General features: G+C 28.4%; 20 protein-coding genes. 7 read left to right on the top strand and 13 right to left on the bottom strand.

Going from position 1 to position 20,409, the window contains the following annotated elements; translation table 11 throughout:
- Positions 1-9: 9 nt before the first annotated feature.
- Together EPJ79_RS01385 and EPJ79_RS01380 are read right to left on the bottom strand one after the other, a co-directional pair.
- Positions 10-684 carry an NlpC/P60 family protein gene (locus EPJ79_RS01385; RefSeq protein WP_147738159.1) on the bottom strand — a complete coding sequence of 225 codons (675 nt, stop codon included), beginning with the start codon at positions 682-684 and terminating at the stop codon, positions 10-12.
- A gap of 183 nt (positions 685-867) precedes the next feature.
- On the bottom strand, positions 868-2,688 hold the full coding sequence (locus EPJ79_RS01380; RefSeq protein ID WP_147738158.1) for an ankyrin repeat domain-containing protein: 1,821 nt from the start codon (positions 2,686-2,688) through the stop codon (positions 868-870).
- Positions 2,689-2,865: 177 nt separating this feature from the next.
- Here EPJ79_RS01380 and EPJ79_RS01375 point away from each other — a divergent pair, with 177 nt between their 5' ends.
- Positions 2,866-3,051, top strand: a complete 186-nt coding sequence (locus EPJ79_RS01375) for a hypothetical protein (RefSeq protein WP_147559114.1) — start codon at positions 2,866-2,868, stop codon at positions 3,049-3,051.
- Positions 3,052-3,053: 2 nt separating this feature from the next.
- Here EPJ79_RS01375 and EPJ79_RS01370 read toward each other — a convergent pair whose 3' ends face one another.
- The 6 genes from EPJ79_RS01370 to EPJ79_RS01345 all read right to left on the bottom strand — a co-directional run bounded on the left by EPJ79_RS01370 (position 3,054) and on the right by EPJ79_RS01345 (position 7,568).
- The gene (locus tag EPJ79_RS01370) at positions 3,054-3,629 is read right to left on the bottom strand and encodes a DUF4390 domain-containing protein (protein ID WP_021958819.1); all 576 of its coding nucleotides are present in this window, start codon (positions 3,627-3,629) and stop codon (positions 3,054-3,056) included.
- 44 nt (positions 3,630-3,673) lie between these two features.
- Positions 3,674-3,973, bottom strand: a complete 300-nt coding sequence (locus EPJ79_RS01365; RefSeq protein ID WP_147559486.1) for a hypothetical protein — start codon at positions 3,971-3,973, stop codon at positions 3,674-3,676.
- A 62-nt stretch (positions 3,974-4,035) separates the two neighbouring features.
- Complete coding sequence (locus EPJ79_RS01360) at positions 4,036-4,608, bottom strand: methyltransferase domain-containing protein (RefSeq protein ID WP_147738157.1); 573 nt, start codon at positions 4,606-4,608, stop codon at positions 4,036-4,038.
- Complete coding sequence (locus EPJ79_RS01355; RefSeq protein WP_147738156.1) at positions 4,601-5,503, bottom strand: class I SAM-dependent methyltransferase; 903 nt, start codon at positions 5,501-5,503, stop codon at positions 4,601-4,603. Before EPJ79_RS01355 ends, EPJ79_RS01360 begins: the two co-directional genes overlap by 8 nt.
- Before the next feature lie 13 nt (positions 5,504-5,516).
- Positions 5,517-6,986: a transcription termination factor NusA gene (gene nusA / locus EPJ79_RS01350; protein WP_147738155.1), complete on the bottom strand. Its 1,470-nt coding sequence runs from the start codon at positions 6,984-6,986 to the stop codon at positions 5,517-5,519.
- A gap of 24 nt (positions 6,987-7,010) precedes the next feature.
- On the bottom strand, positions 7,011-7,568 hold the full coding sequence (locus tag EPJ79_RS01345; protein ID WP_147738154.1) for a ribosome assembly cofactor RimP: 558 nt from the start codon (positions 7,566-7,568) through the stop codon (positions 7,011-7,013).
- A gap of 229 nt (positions 7,569-7,797) precedes the next feature.
- Between EPJ79_RS01345 and EPJ79_RS01340 the strand changes: the two genes are divergently transcribed.
- Positions 7,798-8,415, top strand: a complete 618-nt coding sequence (locus tag EPJ79_RS01340; RefSeq protein WP_147738153.1) for an MBL fold metallo-hydrolase — start codon at positions 7,798-7,800, stop codon at positions 8,413-8,415.
- Between the two features lie 147 nt (positions 8,416-8,562).
- On the opposite strand, the gene obgE is transcribed toward EPJ79_RS01340, so the two are convergent.
- The gene (obgE, locus tag EPJ79_RS01335; RefSeq protein ID WP_147738152.1) at positions 8,563-10,593 is read right to left on the bottom strand and encodes a GTPase ObgE; all 2,031 of its coding nucleotides are present in this window, start codon (positions 10,591-10,593) and stop codon (positions 8,563-8,565) included.
- Between the two features lie 287 nt (positions 10,594-10,880).
- Between obgE and EPJ79_RS01330 the strand changes: the two genes are divergently transcribed.
- Positions 10,881-11,900 (top strand): FkbM family methyltransferase, encoded by a 1,020-nt coding sequence (locus EPJ79_RS01330; protein WP_147738151.1) that lies wholly within the window; start codon positions 10,881-10,883, stop codon positions 11,898-11,900.
- Positions 11,901-11,933: 33 nt separating this feature from the next.
- Here EPJ79_RS01330 and EPJ79_RS01325 read toward each other — a convergent pair whose 3' ends face one another.
- The 3 genes from EPJ79_RS01325 to EPJ79_RS01315 form a co-directional block, all read right to left on the bottom strand.
- On the bottom strand, positions 11,934-12,809 hold the full coding sequence (locus EPJ79_RS01325; RefSeq protein WP_147738150.1) for an Rpn family recombination-promoting nuclease/putative transposase: 876 nt from the start codon (positions 12,807-12,809) through the stop codon (positions 11,934-11,936).
- Between the two features lie 96 nt (positions 12,810-12,905).
- The gene (fliD, locus tag EPJ79_RS01320) at positions 12,906-15,113 is read right to left on the bottom strand and encodes a flagellar filament capping protein FliD (protein WP_147738149.1); all 2,208 of its coding nucleotides are present in this window, start codon (positions 15,111-15,113) and stop codon (positions 12,906-12,908) included.
- Positions 15,114-15,267: 154 nt separating this feature from the next.
- Complete coding sequence (locus EPJ79_RS01315) at positions 15,268-15,936, bottom strand: JAB domain-containing protein (protein ID WP_147738148.1); 669 nt, start codon at positions 15,934-15,936, stop codon at positions 15,268-15,270.
- A 307-nt stretch (positions 15,937-16,243) separates the two neighbouring features.
- Between EPJ79_RS01315 and EPJ79_RS01310 the strand changes: the two genes are divergently transcribed.
- Genes EPJ79_RS01310 through EPJ79_RS01300 form a run of 3 tightly spaced genes read left to right on the top strand, consistent with a single transcriptional unit; the run spans position 16,244 to position 18,849 of the window.
- Positions 16,244-17,083: a hypothetical protein gene (locus EPJ79_RS01310; RefSeq protein WP_147738147.1), complete on the top strand. Its 840-nt coding sequence runs from the start codon at positions 16,244-16,246 to the stop codon at positions 17,081-17,083.
- 44 nt (positions 17,084-17,127) lie between these two features.
- Positions 17,128-18,390 (top strand): hypothetical protein, encoded by a 1,263-nt coding sequence (locus tag EPJ79_RS01305; protein ID WP_147738146.1) that lies wholly within the window; start codon positions 17,128-17,130, stop codon positions 18,388-18,390.
- 3 nt (positions 18,391-18,393) lie between these two features.
- Positions 18,394-18,849 (top strand): hypothetical protein, encoded by a 456-nt coding sequence (locus tag EPJ79_RS01300; protein ID WP_147738145.1) that lies wholly within the window; start codon positions 18,394-18,396, stop codon positions 18,847-18,849.
- 69 nt (positions 18,850-18,918) lie between these two features.
- Here EPJ79_RS01300 and EPJ79_RS01295 read toward each other — a convergent pair whose 3' ends face one another.
- Positions 18,919-19,191 (bottom strand): DUF2442 domain-containing protein, encoded by a 273-nt coding sequence (locus tag EPJ79_RS01295; RefSeq protein WP_147738144.1) that lies wholly within the window; start codon positions 19,189-19,191, stop codon positions 18,919-18,921.
- A gap of 155 nt (positions 19,192-19,346) precedes the next feature.
- Here EPJ79_RS01295 and pta point away from each other — a divergent pair, with 155 nt between their 5' ends.
- Positions 19,347-20,345 carry a phosphate acetyltransferase gene (gene pta / locus EPJ79_RS01290; protein ID WP_147526034.1) on the top strand — a complete coding sequence of 333 codons (999 nt, stop codon included), beginning with the start codon at positions 19,347-19,349 and terminating at the stop codon, positions 20,343-20,345.
- The last annotated feature ends 64 nt before the right edge of the window (positions 20,346-20,409 follow it).

Below are 20,409 nucleotides of genomic sequence, written 5' to 3'. Positions count from 1 at the left end.
ATATAAAAATTAAGGCAAATCTAAAATCGTTCCGTAGCTATTAAAACATTTTGAAGCCAAAGAATCGATTCCTCCGCCTGCCCTTAAATAGCTATTTATAACTTTGCCATTCTTTCTTGCCAAATCGGGATATTTTAAATTCATATATCCTAAAACAAGCCCTTTACTCGTTGATGCATGAATATAAGTTATAGTTTCGTCTTCTTTATCGACATTAACTACTATTCCCGCATGAGTAAGTTTTTTTGTTTCGGAAGTAGTTCTATCAAACATAATAATATCGCCTATATTCGGCAAAGAATTATTATATATTTTTTTATATTTTTCTAAAGTGCCGTATATAGTTTTTACTCCGCTTTCTCCCAAAACCGCTTGCTTTTCAAATACCGCTATATTGCTTGTCCAATAAACCGCGGCTACAAAACCCGAGCAGTCAAAATTAAAATTCTTTTTTTCTTTAGAGATTGGATGCGTCAATTCGGCTTTTTCATTATATTTATAATGTTTATCCAAATAAAAATTTGCATATTTTTTTATATCCTCTCTGACTTTCTTTTTCTGCTCTTCGTTTATTTCAACTCCGCTTTCGCTTAATTGCTTTTGGTATTTTTTATCGTATCCGTAATTTTGAGCAAACGCAAAAGTAGATAATAATATATAAAATATAACAATATTAAAACGCATATCTATCTCTTTTTAATAGAAAATAATTTTATAAGATATTTATAAAAAGTCAATATAATTAATTTATACTATAAGGTTTAAATCGGATTTTTTATTTTAAATATAATTCTAAATATAATTCTATTTGTAAAAATAATTAAACCCCACGCGTCTATGCATGAGGTTAATAGAAACGATATATTATTATTTAGCTCCAGCTTTCCTCAATACTTTTTTTATCTCTTCGGTTTCCGCCAAATCTAAAGCGGTTCTTCCATGATTATCTTTAATATTAACATTAGCCCCTTTTTCTACCAAATATTTAACTATTTCTAAATTTCCATGTTCTGCAGCGTATATTAAAGCGGTTATTCCATAATTATTTTTAATATTAACATCCGCGCCATTCTCTATTAAAAATTTAACTATTTTTAAATGTCCATTAAATGAAGCATTAATTAAAGCCGTTCTGCCAATATCATCTTGAGCGTTAATATTCGCTCCGTTCTTTATTAAAAATTGAACCGTTTCTAAATTTCCATATTCTGTGGCGTATATTAAAGCGGTATAGCCCCACTTACTATCTTTAGCGTTAATATCCGCGCCATTTTCTAATAAATATTTAGCTATTTCTAAATTTGAAACATACATTAAAGCAGTTTGTCCGTTATTATTTTTGAGATTAACATCCGCGCCATTCTCTATTAAAAATTTAACTATTTCTAATTGTCCTTCGTATGAAGCATTAATTAAAGCGGTTTTACCTTCATTATCTTTAATATTAACATTAGCCCCTTTTTCTACCAAATATTTAACTATTTCTAAATTACCTTCTTTTGAAGCATTCATTAAAGCGGTCACTCCGTCTTTATCATTAGCGTTAATATCCGCTCCGTTTTCTACTAAATATTTAACTATTTTTAAATGTCCATTAAATGAAGCGACTATTAAAGCCGTCCTGTCAATATTATCTTTTTCGTTTATATCGACTTCAATATCTTCTATCAAATATTTAACCATTTCTAAATTACCAAATGCCGAAGCCTGCATTAAATCCGTAACGCCGTCTTTATCATTAGTATTAATATCCGCGCCGTTTTCTATTAAATATTTAACTACTTCTAATTGTCCTTCATATGAAGCATTCAATAAAGCCGTTACGCCGTCATCATTTTTAGAGTTAATATCCGCTCCATTTTCTAATAAATATTTAACTATTTCTAAATTTCCACTTATTGAAGCATACATTAAAGCGGTATTACCATTATTATCTTTAGCGTCAATCTCCGCGTAGTTTTCTATTAAAAATTTAACTATTTCTAAATGTCCATTATATGAAGCATTCATTAAAGCCGACTTGTCAATATAATAATCAATCTCCGCACCGTTTTCTACCAAATATTTAACTATTTCTAAATGCCCATTATATGAAGCCCATATTAAAGCCGTCCAGTCAATATTATCTTCAGCGTTAATATCCGCTCCGTTTTCTATCAAATATTTAACTATTTCTAAATGTCCATTAGCTGAAGCATTCAATAAAGCTCCGCCGTTCCGTTCACTTCCAGAATTAATATCCGCTCCGTTTTCTAACAAATATTTAACTATTTCTAAATGTCCTTTTCCTGAAGCAAATTCCAAAGCTGTCCAGTCGTTATCAACTCTAGCGTTGACATCCGCTCCATTTTCTACTAAATATTTGACTATTTCTAAATTTCCATTAAATGAAGCATACATTAAAGAGGTATAACCATCTTCATCTTTAGCGTTAATATTTACTCGTTTTCTTTCTACTAAATCCTTTACGGTTTCTAAATTCCCATTTTCCGAAGCCTGCATTAAATCCGTCACTCCGTCTTTATCATTAGCGTTAATATCCGCGCCATTCTCTATTAAAAGTTTAGCCGTTTCTAAATCTTCATTCCTCGCGGTATCTATTAACGCTTCTCCCGAATTTGAAGAACAGGCTATTACTCCAAAAGTTATAATAGTTATAATAGCAATTAATATTATTTTTTTTATCATTGTTTTTCGCCTTGATTTAATTATTTTTTAAAATTTATGTTAAAAATATAATATATTTGATTAAAAAAGTCATGTAAAATTTCTTATTCTTAAATAAGATAAAGAAATTTATAAAAAATAATAAATTTATGAATAATAGATTGTTTCGGGATAAAGTCTTCGCTCACTCTGTGTGCCTTGCCAATCCCACGCCAAAGTTGGGCAGTCGCAAAAAAATCTAGTCATTGCGAGGCTTTACCGAAGCAATCCAGATATATAGATTGTCACGCTCACACTAAAAGTGGGCAGACGCCCGCTCGCAATGACGGACTTTATAAATATTGCGAAAATGTTTTTACAAGCGGAATAAAGAATTCAAAATAATATCAATATAATTCGCCAATTTTAAACTCTTCCGACTTAAGCCATTTAATTCTATATTGCAAAGGCGTTATAATATTAAAAAAGATTGACAAATATGGAAAAGCGTTTTGAAATCTTATAGATAATCTTGTTTTGAAAAAATAAATATTCTCTTCGTTTAATTTATCGGTTTCGTATATTTCTACTCTGCTTATTTGGTATAAAGTTCTTATTAAAACATAAAAATTTTGACTTCTCGTTTCAAGAGAGGTTTCAGAATTAACTGCTACATATTCTTTTGTAAAAAAATCATAATATATTCTTCTACTTAAATAAACTTCTTTAAGGTTTTCGTTAAAAATCGCTCTCTTTCTTAAAAAATCTATTCTAAAATTCAAAAATACTATAATTCCGCTTTCTACATATCTTTTTATATTTTCGTCTATTTCTATATTTATTCCCGCGTAAACATCGGCGTATAAAATATTATTGTCAATATAGCTCCTTGAATAATGAAGCCTTAATTCATGCGAATATAGAGGAATAGACGATATTAATAATATTATAATTAATTTAATAAAGTTTTTATATTTTAGCATTTGTAAAAGTATATATTTTGTAAGATATATGTCAATAATAGATATTAATTATTTTTTGCAGCTATTATTCTTATATTCCTTCCAAAATTAAAATTATCAGAAATTTTATAATCTATAAAAGCGTTTTTTGGATTAAAACAAATTTTAGAGATAAAATACAAAAAATTTATTGACGATTTAAAATCAAATTTTCCAAGCCATATATTTTTCTTCAAATTATTATCGTTTATATTATATTCGTTATAGCAAATATCCAAAATCTTAAAATTGCATTCTTTCATTAAAAGCGAAATATTCTTTTCGTTAAAATGAACCGTATGCTCGGTTTCAAAAAATATTTTCATGTCGTCTTTTGAAACTATTTTATAATTTGGAGTATATGGAATTTCAATAAATAAGATATCGTTTACCCCCCCCCTATGAAGTTATGAACGCCATTTAAAATATATTTTGGATTTGTAAAATGCTCTAAAATATGCGACATTATAACGATATTATATTTATTTTTATCAATATTTTTATCTTTCAAAAAATCATCTTTCATTTTTATATCGTATTTTTTTAAAGCGTCCTTTCTTGCATTTTCATTTAATTCGTATCCAAAAACATTAAAATTTTCTTTTTTAAAAATAGAAAGCAAAAGTCCGTCCGATGCGCCTATTTCCAAAACATTTAAATTGTCAGTTTTTTTAATAAATTTTTTTATATAATTAAATCTATTTAAAGCTCTTGCATATTTCATTTTAGCGTCAATAAATTTATAAATAATATTATTATTCCTTGCATAAAAATCGCTATTATATAAAAATTTAATTTCGCTTTGAGAAGGCTCGTCTATAAAATAAAGTTTGCAATTACTACATTCGTAAACATTTTTATTATTTTCCCAAATATTTTCTACAATATCGACTATATTATTTTCATTAGCTTCCGCTTCGCATAAAGGACATAATTTTTTATTTAAATTTATATTATTCAAAAATCCGCTCCTTCGCTATTATTCTTATATTTTCTCCATAGCTCCAAATATTTTTATTATCGTCATAGTTAATAAAAACTGACTTCGGATAAATTATAGTTTTTAAGGCGATTAATAAAAAATTAAAAAGATTATCAAAAGAAGGAAAACCGCCTTCAAGCAAACTTATTTTAAGTTTTTCATTATTTTTATTTACATTATAATCGTAATATTGATATTTAATTATTTTAAAGCCTCCGTTTTCTACAAAAGTTTTTAAATTATCAATATTAAAATTAACCGTATGAGTAGTTGTTAAATATTTAATAAGCGTTTCATAAGAACATTGATTTTTTAACGGAGAGTTAGGAACTTCTATATAAATAAATCCGTTTTCGTTTAACATAGATTTTATTTTTAATAAAATTTCTTTAGGCTCTTTGAAATGCTCTATAACATGCGAAAGAATTATAATATCGTATTTTTGATTATCTTCTAAAAAATTTTGTTTTAAGTATATATTATATTTATTTTTTGCATATTCTCTCGCCCTGTCGTTAAGTTCGTATCCGTGAACTTCGCATTTATTATTTTTGAATATATTTAATAATAATCCGTCAAAAGCTCCGATTTCGCATACTTTTTTATTGTCGCAATTTATATTAGCTTTTATAAAATTAAATTGATTTAAGCATCTTGAATATCGCATTTTGCTTTTTGCAAACTCGAATATTTTATTTTTTATGCTATTATGATATTCGTTTTTATACAATAAATAAATTTCTTCATCGCTTGGAGATTCTATAAAATATAAAAAACATTTTTCGCATTGATAAATATTTTTATTTTCTTTCCAAATTCCTTTAATCTCGCCGATTTTATTATATTTATCGCTTTCGCAAACTTTACAAATCATAATTTTATTTTAATTATTCAAAAGAGAGTTCAACTCCGCATTTAGGACATTTTGTCATATCTTCCGTTATTGTAGAACCGCAATTTGGACATTCATAAACTTCAATCTCTTCAACAACTTCTTCTGTAGTTTCGTAGCCTTCTTCGTCAGATTCTACTACCGTAACAACTTCTTTAAGTATATTTATTATATTATCAACCGTATCTTTATCTAAATTTGTTTTTTCCATAATTTCTTCTGCAGATAAACTATAAAGCTCTTCTATAGAATTGATATTGTTATTAATTAAAGTTTCTATAATCTCTTTATCTACTCCAGAAAGAGAATAAAGATTACTTACGACTTCTTTATTTTCTTCTTGTGAGGCTGTATCTTCAGTTTCTTCGGAATTATCGGAGAATATTTGACTTAAAGGAACTAAATCTTTTAATAATTCAGGATTCGATTTAATATCTGTTTCGGTTTTTAAGTCAAAAGTATAACCCGTAAGTTGAGATGCAAGTTTAACATTATAACCGCTTTTGCCAAGCGCTAAAGTTAATTGTTCGTCAGGAATTATAATCATTGCTTCTTTATTTTCAGGCTCTGTGATTATTATTCTTATAGGTTTTGCAGGCGATATTGCTTCGGCTATATATTCTCTTATATCTTTAGACCATTTTACGACATCGATTTTTTCGCCTTCTATTTCTTTTATAATCGATTGAATTCTAATTCCCTTCTGCCCGATGCAAGCGCCAACAGGGTCGACTTCTGGCTTATTTGAGATTACGGACATTTTTATTTTTAATCCTGGTTGTCGGACTATATTTTTTATTTCTATAGTTCCGTCCGCCACTTCTGGTATTTCAAGTTCAAAAAGTTTTTTAATAAAAGCGCCTTTGCTTCTCGTTAAATAAATCGTAGGATGTCCGCCTCTATCGTTTTCAACTTTATAAATATAGGCTCTTATTCTATCGCCAACCGAATAATGCTCTCTTGGAGATTGGTCTTTTCTTAATAAAATTCCTTCCGTTTTGCCTAAATTAACATAAATATTTCCTCTCGTTTCTCTTTGAAAATATCCGTTTACAAGTTGATTTTCTCGTCTTTTGAATTCGTTATAAATAATATTTTTTTCAAGTTCTGCAATTTTTTGAAAGAATGTAGTTTTTGCAACCGTGCTTTCTATTCTGCCAAACTCTTCCACATGGTCGACTAATAATAAAACTTCGTCTCCCAAATTAATATCTTCATCAAGTTTTTTAGCTTCTTCTAAAGAAATTTCTTTTTTATCGTCTTCTACATTTTCAACGACTATTACCGCTCTATAAACAGTCGGATTATTTTTTTCGTCAAAATTAATATGGAAGTTAGTATCGTTTCCGTATTTCTTTTTTAAGGCTAAAATCATAGTAGATTCTATAACCTCTTTAAGAAGGTCAACGCTAATATCTTTTTCCTCTGAAAGTAATTGTAAATAAGTTCCTACATTTTCAAACATTTTTTATCTCCATTTTTTAATTTTTTAGCAGTTTAATCTTGCTTTTATAATATCTTTAATTTTTATTGTTTTTTTAATTTCATTTTCTAATTCTAAAATAATATAATCTTCTTTCGCTTCTTTTAATATTCCGCCTTCCGTTATAATTTTATCTTCATTTTTATATTTTATTTTTACAGGCATATCTTCAAAAAGTTCAAATCTATTTTCGATTTTCCATCTAAAGCCCGCGCTTGAAACGGTAATCGTATAATCGCCTTCGTCATATCCTTCGGATTTTATTATTTGCTGAATTATTTTAGTAGCCTCTATACAATGACTATGCGAAATATTTTCTTTTTTCTTAAAAATCACGGCGTATATTTTTTTATTATCTTTTATAGCTCCGACTTTAAGATTAAGCAAATATATTTTATTTTTCTCCAATATATTTTTGCTTTTTTCAAATAATATTGTCTCGTCTATTATATTAATCGTTTCGTTTTTTCTAATATTATTTTTATTGCCAGCTTTTCTTCTGTTTGCTTTATCTCCTCTTCCGTATTCTTTTTGTTTTTGAATAATTCTTTTATTATTTTTCATATCATATAAAACCTTAATACTATAAAACGGAATTTAACAATAAAAAAAGAGTGTCGGTTTTTCCCATTTTGAAGAAACAAAAACCAACGCTCTTAATTTAATTGAAATTAATTTAAAAGGTGTTCTAATTATATATAACCTAATATTTTTGTCAATAGTTAAATTGATTTTTAATTTAAAAATTATAAAATATAAATATACATTTTATTAAAAAATTACGGAGAAAGAAATGAGCGAATTAAAAATTGATTGCATTAATCTTAATATTTACGGTATGAATTCTTATATAGTGTCCGCCGATGACGAAGCTATGATTATAGATATTTCTAAATTATCTTTTGGATATGAAGATTACGATAAATTACTTGACGGTAAAAAATTAAAAAGAGTAATTTATACGCATGGGCATTTTGACCATATATCGGGTAGCGATGATATAAGAAAAAAATATAAAGGAGTAGAGCATTGCATTCATAGTTTGGATTATGATTTTTTTGGAGACGCCACTTTGAATGCGAGCGGATATTTTGGAAATGGCATAAAATGGCAATCGCCAGAAATAAAATTTGAAGACGGCGAAACTTTCAAATTAAAAGATATTGAGTTTAAAGTAATTCATACGCCAGGACATACGAGAGGAGGAGTTTGTTATTATACCGAAGGACATTTATTTTGCGGAGACACGATATTTGCCAACGGAATAGGAAGAACCGATTTGCCTACGGGAAATTATTCGGAATTAGAAAATAGCATAATGGAAAAATTATTTAAATTAGACGATGAAACTTTATTATATCCAGGTCATGAAGCTTATGGATTTAAATTAGGGCAGAGAAAAAAATTATAATAATAAATACGATAAAATTACCACATTTATAAAATAAGCTAAAAATCGTAACAGTTTTAAGCGAAGGCTATAAAATGTAACAACTTTAAATATTATAATAAAAAAAGTTTATTTAAATCTCATAGAAAAATAATTTTTTATTAAAACTTAAATATTAACCGCATAAGAAACAACTCCGTTAACAATCTCTTCTCTAACCTTATTTTTTTTAATAAGTAAGTCCAACAATTCCTTAACTTTTCTTTCGTTTTCATTAAAACTTTTAGCTATAATATATGCCGTATCAGGTTGGCGAATTAAAAAATTGACAATATCCTCTTCGGTTAATATTCTCGTATTTCCTTTATGATTTTCAGAAATGTTTGGAATATCGATTTCAATATCGCATTTTGAATTAAAATATTTTTTTATTTTTTTAAGCTCTTCGTCAGATAACGCTTTAGCTTTTTCATTTGCCACTCTTCTTGTCGCCGTTATAAGCTGAATTCTGTCGGGTTTAATTTTTTTTACAATTTTTATTATATCGTCAAGTTCGTCTTCGTTATCGTTTATGTCTTTAAGTAAAAATATTTCAAGCCAATATTCGCCTTTGAATACTTTTTTGAATTCAATTAATCCTTCAACCATTTTATCAAAATCAATTTCTTTATTAGGATTATCTATCAATTTAAAAGTTTCTTCATTTCCCGCATCAAGCGATGGAATAATTAAATCTGCCAAAAGCAAATTTGAACGCATTTCCTGTTTGTATAATAAAGAACCGTTAGTTATTACGCATACGGGAATATCTGTTATTTGCTTTATTTCGTAAATAAGTTTTTTCAAGTCTTTATATAAAGTAGGCTCTCCCGAACCCGTGAAAGTTATATAATCGATATTTTTATTATTAAGCAAAGCCTCTTTTAATTCGTAAATTATTTCATCAACGGAATAATAATTTGTTAAATCGGTTATAGTATTTTCTTCAGAACCTAATTGACAATATATGCAATTATAAGAACAAGTTTTATGAGGAATTACATCTATTCCCAAAGAATTTCCAAGTCTCTTTGAAAGAACGGGACCAAATACTCTTTTTGTTTTTAATTTTTTATTATTTAATAATAAAGGCTCTTTATAATTTTTTTTAGTTTCAAAATATCTTAATTCGTTTGCCTTATATAAAGCGTTTGTAATTTTTTCCAATTCTTCTTCATCTAAACTAAAAACAGATATCGCAAATACTTCGGGAATTTCAAAATAATTTTCTTTATTATTTTTATATTCTTTATTTATAACTTTTTTTACGCTTTTAATTTTCTCTTCAATTTCTTTTTTTTCAAGCATATCGGTTTTATTCAAAATAATTATTGATTTCTTTTTTATTAATTCTTTGCTATATAATTTTAATTCTTTTCTTAATTTTAAATAAGTTTCGTTAATATCTTCGTCAGTTATATCGATTACAAAAACTAAAGCTCCCGTTCTCTCAATATGTCTTAAAAATGTGAGTCCTAATCCCGCTCCTTCGCTCGCTCCCTCTATAATTCCAGGAATATCTGCGATTATAAAACTTCTTTCATAATCCAAATAACAAACTCCCAAATTTGGCGTAAGAGTCGTAAAAGGATACGATGCAATTTTAGGATTTGCTCTCGTTAATCTTGCAAGCAAACTCGATTTTCCCGCATTAGGCATTCCGACAAGTCCAATATCGGCGATTAATTTCACTTCAAGTCTTATATTTAATTTATCTCCGTCTAAACCATGTTGAGCATAATCGGGCGCTTGATTTGTAGAAGTAGCGTAGAATTTATTTCCCTTGCCACCTTTTCCTCCTCTTGCAATAGTTTCGCTCTGTCCGTCTTCAGTTAAATCTGCAATTATATTTTCAGTCTCTTCGTTATAAATTACCGTGCCGATTGGAACTCTTATTATTACATTGTCGCCTTTTTTTCCATCGCTTAATCTTGCCCTACCCGACTCGCCATCTCTCGCTTTGAATTTTTTTCTGCTTTTTATTTTTCCAAAACTATTTATTCTCGCATCAACAATTACAATTACATCGCCTCCGTCTCCTCCGTTTCCTCCATCGGGACCGCCCATTGGGACATGCGCCTCTCTTCTAAAGCTAACGCATCCAGCTCCGCCATGTCCCGCTTCGATTTCAAAATTAACGACATCTATAAATTGTTTCATTTTATAATCCTTTTAAGTGATAAATTATATTATAAAAAATTATTTTATCAATTATAATTTATAATAAAAATTATCAAATTTAAACTTGACATAAATTTTAAGATATTGTAAAATATTTATATGTTTGATTTTGTAATGAATAAAATAAATTTGCGCTCTTGCAATTCAATTCAATTCAATTCAATTCAATTCAATTCAATTCAAGCATAATTTTTGCATAATTCCTATTTTCTTTAATAGGTCTTTTTCTATTGCATTTTTTATTATTTTACATTTAGGAGAATTCTATGACTTCAAAAACTATTGATAATATCGTTTGGTTTATTCCATTTAGAAAATTAAGAGATAATATTAGAGATTATATGAATTTTATATACAACTTAAATAAACCGCTAAAAGCTTGGGATGGAGCTACTCATTTTAGAAAAGAAATAAAAAATGACGCTAATTTTTATCAAAAATATTTGAATTTAATTAAAAATTTAGATAAAGAAAGCGTAGAAATTGTTATTGGAATATTATCCAAGATTACAAATTATAATAATATTGAAGACGATATTTATTTTTCGCATAAAGAATCGAAAAGATTAAACGATTTATACGAAGAATTTAATAACAAAATAATAAAAATAAATGAAGAATTATTTATATACGATAAATATATTTTACCAAAGAACCAATTTGAGTTTGAAGCTTTTTACGGAAAATACGGAATGGATTATGTAAAAAATTTAAATCAAGTTAAAAATAAAAATATTATAGACGCAGGCGGTTATATTGGAGATTCTGCAATAGTATTTTCTGATTATACCGATAAAAATGTTTATAGTTTTGAACCATTTTTACAAAATTATAATCTGATGTTAAAAACTATAGAATTAAATAAAAAGAATAATATTATTCCCGTAAATATGGCGCTTGGAAATGAAAATAAAGAAATAAGTATTTATTCAAATAGTGATACAGCCAATAGCGGACTTTCGGTAGAAACAAAACAATCTGATATTAATAGCTTTGAGAATAAAGTAAAAATGGTAACTCTCGATAGTTATGTGAAAGAAAATAATATTGAAGTCGGCTTGATAAAAACCGATTTGGAAGGTTTTGAACAGCCATTTTTGAAAGGAGCGATTGAAACTATAAAAGAACAAAAACCCGTTTTAATAATAAGCATATATCATAATTATAGCGACTTTTTTGAAATAAAACCAATGTTGGAAAATTTAAATTTGGGTTATAAGTTTAGAATAATAAAAAACAGATTAAATAAAGTAATTGCGGAAAATAAATTATTAGCGGAAGTTTAATCAAATAAAAAAATAAAAAATCGCTTTTCTTGTTTATAGTTTATTTATTTCTTTAATGGTTAATCCTGTTATTTCGCTTATAAAATTAATATCCATGTTTTTTGCTTTCATTGATTTTGCCATTGAGATTGCTTTATTTTTTTCGCCTTCTTTTATTCCTCTTTTAATGCCTTCTTCTATTCCTTCGTCAAATCCGTCTTTTTTAGCTCCTCTCATTAAACTATCTTGATAAATTAAGTAAGCCTCTCTCCTGTCATATTCATTTAATAAATCTTTGTTATCCGTAAAATAATTATACTTATTTATCGCCTTTTCAAAAATCGTATCCTCTTTTAATAATTGAGACATATCTTCCTCCTTGTTAGATTTTAAAAATAAAATCCAATTCCTTAATTCTTTCTTAATGTTGCTCTTTTTGTTAAACTTCGGAAGCTCTACATAATGTAATTGTATATGGTCGGTTAGAATTTTATTACTCTTTTTCTCTTTTAGTAAATAACAAGTATGCATTCTGTTATCGGTTTTGTCAAAAAGAAAATCATTTACTAAATTAATGCTTATAACAGGTTTTAGCTCTTCATATCCCTTGCCTTTTTTCAAAACGCTTGAATAATTTTTACTCCAATAATAAAGCGTTCTCTCAAAGAAATTTTTAGTCGAATAAGTTTGAATTTCAATTATAACAATAGCTCCATTTTCTGTGATTGCTTTTAAATCTACAATGCTTTCTTTATTATCTATTTTATCTTTAAGATTAAACGGATTTAAAATTTCTACCAATTTAAAAGTAGCAAAATTTGAATCTATCATTATAGCGTTAATGAAACTTAATAGTAAATCCTCATTCCCTTTACTTCCGAAAAAGAATCGGACAAAAAAGTCATTAGTTTTTATTACTTCTTTTATCATTAAGAATATTATAACAGAATATTTTTATTTGTCAAAATTTTAATAATTATAATTTTTTTAATAAAATATAAAATTATTAGCGGAAGTTTACTAAATTTAATTACCGTTATTTTGATTTTGCATAGCCTCTAATCTCTTTCTGTCTCTTTCAGCCTGTTTCAAATCGGATTGCATTCTATAATAAGAAGCGAGTCTTTCCTGTCTATATTGTTCTATTCTTTCTTTTTCGCTATCCATTCGTTTTTGATTGCTTTCTAATCTCGTTTTTGCAACGGAAATGCTATTATCTACTATTCCTCTTGTTTGCGAATACGGAGTTATAAAATCGTTCATAGTATAAGCGGCTCCCGTATCGGGCAAATTATCTCCCGTAGTATCGTTTGCAAATAATTCTTCTACTCCGTCCATTTGAGTTTCAATTTTATTCATAAATTTTTCTTCTTCTATTTGAAGAAATCCTTTTTTTACTACATTCCAATCCTCGCCCGCATTTCCTCTATTAATTCCTATTTGGTCTAATAAAGCCAATTCTTCGCCGTAATCGGTTTTATAAGAATCCGAAACTATAGCCTTAACTCTTTGCGAAATCGTTCCTACTAAAGTATTTCCGCTAAACACTCCGACATAAAATAATTTTTTTCTTAAATCGGAGTCGCTCATTTCAGGATTAAAACTTATTTGTAAAGTAGTGGCTAAATCGTTCATATCCGTTCTATTCATATCGTCTAAAGAATTTCTAACTTCTTTAGTTAAAGGTCTTTGAGTAGAATCGTTCAAAAAATCTATAAGAGAATTATAAGCGCTTACAAAATTAACTATAGCGTCAACAACTCCCTCTTTATTAATTTCTATAGTCGTGGCAAATGCTTCGGGCGTAGGTTTTATAGCGACTATATTGAGTCCGTTTATAACATCGTTAAATTCATTGCTTTCGCTTAAAATATCTATTCCGTCTATAGAAGCTCGCGCGTCTGTCGCTTCCGATATTAAATAATTTGGAGCATCTTCTTCTTTTCCCGAATCTTCAACTAATAAATCTTTATAAAAAATATTATATTTAGGATTTTTATTTATCAAAACTATTTGAGTTATAACATCGCCCTCTTCAAATTGGCTTCCAATCGGAATATTTAATCTCTGCCAAGAAGAACTTATTGTAGGCAAAGCAAAAAATTTTTCAACCTCGTCTCCCGCTTTATTTATATATTTTACGCCGATAATTTCAGAATTAAATCCTGTTTCGTCTATCGCATCTGGAATTTTCGCTTCAATTCCTTCCTTTTCTCTTCTTTCGCTTTCAAGCGCTTCTTTATATCTTTTTATATCTTCAAAAGTCCTCGAACTGTCGGCTGGCGATAAACCTTCTCCGTATAATTCTACATCTTTAAATTTAACGCTGTCTATTTTATCGAATATAATTCCCGTGTCTGGTATCGACAAATCAACAGTTGGCGGCATTACGGGAATAACGGTTTCTTCCTCATCGTCTAAAGTGTCGGACGCTCTTGCAGTTATTGAAATCGTTATATTTTCGTTTGCTTCCGCTTCTCTATGCAAAGGCATCGATAATTTATTTATACCTTTCAAAACTAAAAAATCATTTTTTATCATATAATTTGTGGTTAAATTATCCGATTCGTCTTTCCATTTGCTTAAAAGTTCTTGATTAAAAATATGCCCCAAATATCTATAATTTCTTCTTGTAAACATATTTAATTCTTTTAATATTCCCGATTCATCGCTTATAACTTCGGCAATATTTTTTGAGCCTGTTTTAACTAAATCAATTGTCAAAACTTGCAAATTTTTCGATTTTTGAGTCACCGTAGTTTTTGCTTTTTTTCCAAATGTTTTGTCAAAAGCTTTTTGCAAATCTACCAAACTTCCGCCCGCAAAATCTATAGAATATTCGTCTTCTCCGACTTTTAATTTTATAATTCCCGCAGGCAATTTATCTTTCATATTATAAGCTTTTGAAGAAAATTTTTCGCTTTTTGCCAATTCTTTAATCGCTATATCGTAAGTTGTAGTATTTGCCATTCTATTTGCCGTAACTGTAAAATAATTTGGAACGCCTTCGCCTCTGCCCGCAAAATTTCTAAAAGGAGAACGAAAACCGTATAATTCTTTTGAGGCTGAAGCTAAAGTATCGAGTCTATATTTCAAATCTTCATAAGCCGATATTTCTCTTTGATAATCTTTCGCGTTATCTACTAAATTTGAAAGCGTGGAACTTCTTTTTATAACTTCCGCATCCACAGCGTTTTTATAAACTTCTTCAAGAAAAGCTTCGCTAGTTGCCATATAATTATCTCCAAATAAAATTTATAAATTAAAACTTTTAATAAACATATTATAAATTAAAAACTAAAAATTTATACATTGCGTAAAATAATTTAAACTATATTCAAATTTTCGGAAAGCTAAAAATTTTTATTAGTTATTTAACATAATATATTTAATTGAAATCGTCTAAAATTCCGCTTTCTCTAAAACTATAAATTGAATCTCCCGCTATTATTAAATGGTCTATCATTTTTATATTTACTATTAAAAAGGCTTTATATAAAATTTTCGTTATTTCTATATCTTCTTTTGAAGGTTTTGAAATTCCCGAAGGATGATTATGCGAAATAATTACATAACTTGCACCTAAAGATAAAGATTTTTCAACTAAATCATTCGGGTAAATTGTAGCGGAATCTATAGTTCCTCTAAAAATTTGCTCCATAGAAATAAATCTTTTATTTATATCTAAACAAATTATTGAAAAAGCTTCAAATTTTAATTTTCCAAATTTTATAATCAGATAATCAATCAAATCTTTTTTATTAAAATGCAAAGTTGATAATTTCAAACGACTTAATAAATAATATTCTAAAATTTTAGGCAAACTTTTTAATAAATCCGCTCTTTTATTTCCAAGCCCTTTTATTTTTATAAGTTCGTTTTTAGAAGCGTTGACTATATTATAAAGATTATAAAATTTATAATAAAGTTTTTCGGTTATCATTTTTGATTTTTCCGCAGAAATTCCATTTGACAAAAGAAAACTTATAATTTCTTTTTCTTTATCGTTTTGATTATCAATATTTTCAATTAAACTATTTTCAAAATCATTAATCATAAATTATCCTTTTTTATTATATTTTATAATTAAACAAATTTTTTTAATTTATAAGCCTTGTTTTATAAAATAAATAAAATATGATTTATCCTACAATAATTAAAAAATGTCTATAAATAAAACTACAATTAATAAAAAATGTCGATTAATTTGTATGAAATGTATTATAATATAAGGCATTTTATTATTTTTTTTAAGAATTTCGCTAAATTTATTAAAAAAAATGTATTATTGCTATTGACTTATTCGATTATTATATAGTATAGTTTAACTAATAATTAATTATTGAAAATGAGGGCATGTTTTTATGAATAGAAAATTTTTAGTAGTTATGCTTTTTATGATAACTTCGATTTTATATAGCTTTGAGGAAGGTTTTATTTGGGGATTGAGAGCCAACTTCAACGGTTCGTTAACTCTTCCTTCAATTAGTCAAGAAGATTTAAATAAAATGGGAGCTGCCTATATGAAAGGAGCTGTCGGTTATACAATGGATGGCGAGGCGGAATTAGGATATTTATTTGGAGCGGAAAGATGGTTTGGAAAAGAAAAATCCGATTTTAGTAAATTCAGCGGAATGAGTTTATATGTTTCTATTGGAGTTGGAAACGGATTTACAGGATTGGTAGCTGGAAATACAATAAACGGAATAAATCCAAATATGTTTATAAATGTTAAATATACTCCCGTAATAAGTTTTGGAATAGGAAGCAAATTATATCTTTTAGAAAGCAGAATGGCTATAGGACTTCAATTAGGCGGTAAATTAATTGCCGATACTTCGCCTGAATATTTGGCTTATTCGGATATGGATTTAAGCGCAGTTTTTACAAATATAACTCTTCCACAAGTGGGGGAAATAATTGTAACCGATTTTATGAAGAAAAATATGAATCCCGTTATGTTTAGTATAAAATTAATGTTAGAATATAATCAACCTATAAACGATAGAGTCGAGGTAGTTTTGGGAATATATACAAGATTTAATATATATAAACCTAAATACATAACTATGCCCGATAGTTTACTTGAAATGATAAAAAAAGGAGCGCAAAAGCCTAATTTTAGTACCGAAACGCCAATGCCTACATATTATATAAACTCATTAGATTTTGGTTTAACTTTAGGTTTACAATTTAGAGGTTAATTAATAATTTATAATAAATAAAATTAAATTTTAAGGATGTAAAAATGAAAATTAAAAAAATATATTTATTTATTTTGCTTATAGTAGCGGTTTTTATGTTAATATATTCATGCGGTAGCCGTTTCAACCCAAGATATTATTATAATAAGAATTTAAACGCTAATGCAGGATATATTGGCGGCGGCGATTTGCCTGACGATTTTGAACCTGAAGAACCAGGCGATACGAATCAAAACGGAGATACAAATCAAGGCGGCAATACAAATAGCGGAGGTTCTACTATAACGAATAGCGATGGTTCTATGACTATTACTAAAACCGTATATTTAGACCCTTTCCAAAATGGAGAATGGAACGACCCTAATTATAGATTTTCAATGAATTTTGATAATATGGTTATACAAGCTTCATTTGATGGAAATAATAGACCTTCTTATAAATTAGTTAACGGAGGTTGGAGTTTAGGAAATGCTAGAGAAAAATCATATTCTTATAATGGACCAAACACTTCGGCTGCGGGAAATAATATTAATTCCGTTCAATATTGGCTTTATAAAGGCAGAAATCCTCTTTTTAAGCCCGATGCAAGATATAATAAAACTAATAGAATTGAAAGATTTTATTTTTATAGATTTAACGGAATGGCTTTGGGATTGGTATATATTGATAATTATTTAATCGCTATAGATAAATATTCAAAATTAGTATTTGGTTTTGCAGTTCCTGTAGAATGGAAACAATATGTCGCGGGAACTCCTAAAGCTCCTGTAAATTGGGGAAGCGTTGAATTAGGCTATGAAATCGATAAAGATAGCGGCGGTAAAGCAAGTTTTAAAGTTAACGGCGCTTCTTATTTCTACGAATACGACCCTGTTGGAATACTTAAATCTGACGGAACTATTGAAATGTATCAATGGTGTTTAGATTCAATCGGTAATAATAGCAGATATGGACCTAGAATTGAAGGAAATAACGCCCGAGATACGAGCAGAGCGATTGCGACTTATGGAAAACCTGGACGCTCTCCTTATATTCCTATACAAACCAATATTACTATAGTAGTTCCTCCTGGCGGAAATGTAGACGATTATATCAATAATGGCAGCGGCGGAGGCGGAATTATCGAAGATGACGGCGAGATAACAAAAGATATAATAACCGTTACGGCTAAAAGTTTTAAAAGTATAAAAGCTTATTCTTGGCATTATAATGTTTATCTATCGGGAAATCTTAAAAGGTCTGTCGGATTTTACAATTATAAAATTGGCGCAGCGATTTATGACGATAGTTTTCCGAGCGGAATTTAATATTTGGCAAGTATGAACGATGTCGGCGGAATAACGCCTTATGAAGATTTGCTTAAATTAGATTGGAATGAGCAAGTAAATTTATCGGGTTCTCAAACTTTTGAAGTTGAAGATATAAGAAATAAGGATGTTTATATAGAATTAGGCTCTGATATAGCGAAGTATAATTTGAATACGATTTATGCAGATACGGGAGGTTTTGGAAGAGACGGAAGCGGTTGGATTGCTCAAAGCGGTTCTCAAAAAATTACTCTTCTATATAATGACGATAAAGGAGCTTTTGAAATATATAGTAAAAGAAATCAAAATACTTTTAGCGATATGAGTATTAATAATAATTTTACGCTTAAAAGAGGCGAGAAAAAAGATTATACTATAAGATATTTATGGAAAGGAATTACGGGCTTCTATGAATGCGCCGATGTAACTTATACTTTAGAGTTCAAATCCGCATCGTAAATATATTAAGATAATTATAAATCGGGCATTGGAAAATAATTCCTCTGTCCGATTTTTATTTTATAATTTTTATTTAATATTTTTTAAGTCTATTTCTTTTCCGTTATGCCATAATTCATTGCAACTAATATCGAGATAATCATTCCAATAAACACCATAACCATGAGCGTCAATTTTTACAAGATTAAATAAAATTTCGTCTTCTAACGCTTCAAAATTTTTGAATTTTTCAAGTAATTGTTTAACATCGTATATTTTAAATATTCCGTTTTCAAATTGTATTAAAAGTTTCATATCGGGTTTTGGTTTAACTTCTTTAATTTTATAAAATTTATAAAACATAATTACTCCGTTTAATTTTAATTTTAGAATAAACATAAATTTAAATCAATAATTAAACGATTATAAAAGTATTATTTTTTTTTAATAAAGATTGCAATAATATAATTTTTATAATAAAATATTAATATTATTAAAATTTTTAAAGGGGTTTTATTATGGCATCTTTTATGGACAATTTAAGGGAAAAAGTTAAAGCTAATCCCAAAACTATCGTGCTTGCCGAAGGTTATGACGAAAGGCATGTTAAAGCGGCGGTAATATTAAAAAAAGAAAAGCTTGCAAAAAGTGTTATACTTTTGGGAGATAAGGCTAAAATCGAATCTTTGGCGAAAGAAAATTCTTTAGAGATTGACGATTTTGCAAGAATATTCGACCCAAAAACCGAATATAAAACCGAAAGCTATATCGAAATGCTTTTTAAGAAGAGAGAAAAAAAAGGAATGACTAAAGACCAAGCTAAAGAGTTAATCGTTTATAATTCCGTTTATACGGGAGCGGCTATTCTTGCCGACAACGGAGCGGACGGAATGGTTGGAGGAGCGGTTTACGCTACGGGCGAAATGTTAAGAGCGGCTTTATTTTTAATCGGATTAAAACAAGGAATAAAAACGCTTTCAAGCACATTCTTTATTGAAAGTCCCGATAAAGCTTTATTTGATGACGGAATCGCATGCTTCGCGGATTGCGCCGTTATACCCGACCCTAACGCCGAACAGTTAGCGGACATTGCGGAATCTACAGCGGAATCTTTTAAGACAATGACGGGAAAAGACCCGAGAGTGGCGCTACTTTCGTTTTCTACAAAAGGCTCGGCTCAACATGAATCTGTCGATAAAGTTATTGAAGCGAAAAAGATTTTAGACTCAAGAAATGTAAATTTTGTTTTTGACGGAGAGTTGCAATTTGACGCGGCTATAGTTCCTAAAGTAGGCGAACAAAAAGCGCCAAACTCAAAAGTAAAAGGAAACGCTAATGTTCTTATATTCCCAAATTTGAATGCAGGAAATATAGGATATAAAATAGCTCAAAGAGTAGGAAAATGCACGGCTATAGGTCCTATGCTTCAAGGAATAGCAAAGCCCGCGAACGATTTATCTAGAGGTTGTTCGGCTCAAGATATAGCGGATTTGTCGGTTTTAACTTCATTACAATAATTAAATAATATTTTAAATTATAAAATAAAAGCCTTATATAAAAAATATAGGGCTTTATTTTTTT

The sequence above is a fragment of the Brachyspira aalborgi genome (genome assembly GCF_008016455.1).
Taxonomy (GTDB): Bacteria; Spirochaetota; Brachyspiria; order Brachyspirales; family Brachyspiraceae; genus Brachyspira; species Brachyspira aalborgi.
This window is presented reverse-complemented; position numbering and strand designations above follow the sequence as displayed.

Coding starts and splice junctions, on each gene's coding strand:
- EPJ79_RS01325 (WP_147738150.1), bottom strand. CDS start 12,809: ATGATAAAAGAAGTAATAAAAACTAATGACTTTTTTGTCCGATTCTTT.
- EPJ79_RS01370 (WP_021958819.1), bottom strand. CDS start 3,629: ATGCTAAAATATAAAAACTTTATTAAATTAATTATAATATTATTAATA.
- EPJ79_RS01365 (WP_147559486.1), bottom strand. CDS start 3,973: ATGAAAATATTTTTTGAAACCGAGCATACGGTTCATTTTAACGAAAAG.
- obgE (WP_147738152.1), bottom strand. CDS start 10,593: ATGAAACAATTTATAGATGTCGTTAATTTTGAAATCGAAGCGGGACAT.
- EPJ79_RS01330 (WP_147738151.1), top strand. CDS start 10,881: ATGACTTCAAAAACTATTGATAATATCGTTTGGTTTATTCCATTTAGA.
- EPJ79_RS01295 (WP_147738144.1), bottom strand. CDS start 19,191: ATGTTTTATAAATTTTATAAAATTAAAGAAGTTAAACCAAAACCCGAT.
- EPJ79_RS01310 (WP_147738147.1), top strand. CDS start 16,244: ATGAATAGAAAATTTTTAGTAGTTATGCTTTTTATGATAACTTCGATT.
- EPJ79_RS01355 (WP_147738156.1), bottom strand. CDS start 5,503: ATGATTTGTAAAGTTTGCGAAAGCGATAAATATAATAAAATCGGCGAG.
- EPJ79_RS01315 (WP_147738148.1), bottom strand. CDS start 15,936: ATGATTAATGATTTTGAAAATAGTTTAATTGAAAATATTGATAATCAA.
- EPJ79_RS01305 (WP_147738146.1), top strand. CDS start 17,128: ATGAAAATTAAAAAAATATATTTATTTATTTTGCTTATAGTAGCGGTT.
- EPJ79_RS01340 (WP_147738153.1), top strand. CDS start 7,798: ATGAGCGAATTAAAAATTGATTGCATTAATCTTAATATTTACGGTATG.
- nusA (WP_147738155.1), bottom strand. CDS start 6,986: ATGTTTGAAAATGTAGGAACTTATTTACAATTACTTTCAGAGGAAAAA.
- EPJ79_RS01345 (WP_147738154.1), bottom strand. CDS start 7,568: ATGAAAAATAATAAAAGAATTATTCAAAAACAAAAAGAATACGGAAGA.
- EPJ79_RS01385 (WP_147738159.1), bottom strand. CDS start 684: ATGCGTTTTAATATTGTTATATTTTATATATTATTATCTACTTTTGCG.
- EPJ79_RS01380 (WP_147738158.1), bottom strand. CDS start 2,688: ATGATAAAAAAAATAATATTAATTGCTATTATAACTATTATAACTTTT.
- fliD (WP_147738149.1), bottom strand. CDS start 15,113: ATGGCAACTAGCGAAGCTTTTCTTGAAGAAGTTTATAAAAACGCTGTG.
- pta (WP_147526034.1), top strand. CDS start 19,347: ATGGCATCTTTTATGGACAATTTAAGGGAAAAAGTTAAAGCTAATCCC.